Below are 1,463 nucleotides of genomic sequence, written 5' to 3'. Positions count from 1 at the left end.
GCTACGCCACCCCGGCGGCCGACGTCGACGGCCACACCCGGCTCCTGCGGACCTCGCTGTTCATGCACGGCAACCGCGTCGTGCGTACGGTGGAGGTCCGCGGCGACCTGATGGCGGCGCTGCGGCACGTCTCGGAGCAGCCCGAGGTGCGCGCCGTCGAAGAGGCCATCAACCCCCACCTGGAACAGGACCGCGACCTCGGGAACCCCGAGTCCGCCCGGATGTTCTTCATGCGGGCCGCTCTCCCCGCCGTCCACCACGTCGCCGCCCGCGAACCCGGAGCCGCCGACAGCTCCGACGTACGCAGGCACGCGCTCTACTACCCGGCCAAGCCCGGCTGCGGACCGGCGCTGGCCCGGTTCCTGGCCCGGCAGGACGAGGACGCGGCCCACCGGTCCGACCCCGCCACGGTCAGCAGCAGCATCTTCCAGCGCGACGACATCGTCGTACGCCTCATCGACGTGCGCAGCCCGCACGGAGCCGGCCTGGAGACCGCCTTCGGCGTACGCGGACCGCGCAAGGCGGCCGTACTCGCCCGGCTGATGATGCCTTCCGAGGACGGCGCGGCGGCATCCGCGGTCCGCCACACCATGAGCCTGATCACCGACCGCCGGGCCCCCGCCGAGGGCTGACCCACCGCGCCTCCGGATCCACGTGCGTCCGGACCCGGCGCGCCCCCGGACCACCCACCCACCAGCCCCGTCCAGGCTCCGCACCGCCAGGAGGAACCCCCGCCATGACCAGACAACGCCCACCGCACATCGTGGATCTCAGCGAGACGCAGCCCAACACCAGGCGCGGCGGCGACCTGAGGGCCGTCCTGACGCCGACCTCGGTGGGCTGCACCAGCGGCTTCATGGGCCTGGCCCTCATGGCTCCGGGCGAGCACATCGCCGAGCACTACCACCCGTACTCCGAGGAGTTCGTGTACGTGGTCAGCGGGACGCTGGAGGTCGACCTCGACGGCGAGGCCCACCCGCTCCGGACCGACCAGGGACTCCTCGTCCCGATCAACGTGCGCCACCGGTTCCGCAACGTCGGGGACACCGAGGCCCGCATGGTCTTCCACCTCGGCCCGCTCGCCCCGGACCCGAAGCTGGGGCACGTGGACACGGAGGAGGCCGTCCACCCGGAGGGCTCCGCCTGGGAGCGGCCCCCGGACCGCGCGGGGGTGGTGTCGTGACCCGCCGCCGGGTCGCCGTCACCGGGGTCGGCGTCGTCGCCCCCGGTGGGATCGGTGCCTCCGCCTTCTGGGACCTGCTGTCCAACGGCCGTACGGCCACGCGCGGCATCACCCTCTTCGACCCGACCGGCTTCCGCTCCCGGATAGCCGCGGAGGTCGACTTCGACCCCGCCGAACACGGCCTCACGCCCGAGGAAGCGGCCCGCGCGGACCGGTACATCCAGTTCGCCCTGGTCGCCGCGGGCGAGGCGATCCGCGACGCGGGCCTCGACCTCACCAC

At 73.7% G+C, this 1,463-nt stretch carries 3 protein-coding genes; all 3 read left to right on the top strand.

From position 1 onward, the window contains the following. On the top strand, nt 1-632 hold a 632-nt coding region (locus ACWGDE_RS38905), incomplete at its 5' end, for a SchA/CurD-like domain-containing protein (protein ID WP_453393811.1). Between the two features lie 104 nt (nt 633-736). Continuing rightward, nucleotides 737-1,183, top strand: a complete 447-nt coding sequence (locus ACWGDE_RS38900; protein ID WP_453393810.1) for a cupin domain-containing protein — start codon at nt 737-739, stop codon at nt 1,181-1,183. After that, on the top strand, nt 1,180-1,463 hold a 284-nt coding region (locus ACWGDE_RS38895; RefSeq protein ID WP_453393809.1), incomplete at its 3' end, for a beta-ketoacyl synthase N-terminal-like domain-containing protein. The genes ACWGDE_RS38900 and ACWGDE_RS38895, both read left to right, overlap by 4 nt.

The organism is Streptomyces sp. NPDC054956 (genome assembly GCF_053609185.1).
Note: the sequence above shows the minus strand (reverse complement) of the source record. Positions and strands in the feature narration are given on the sequence as shown.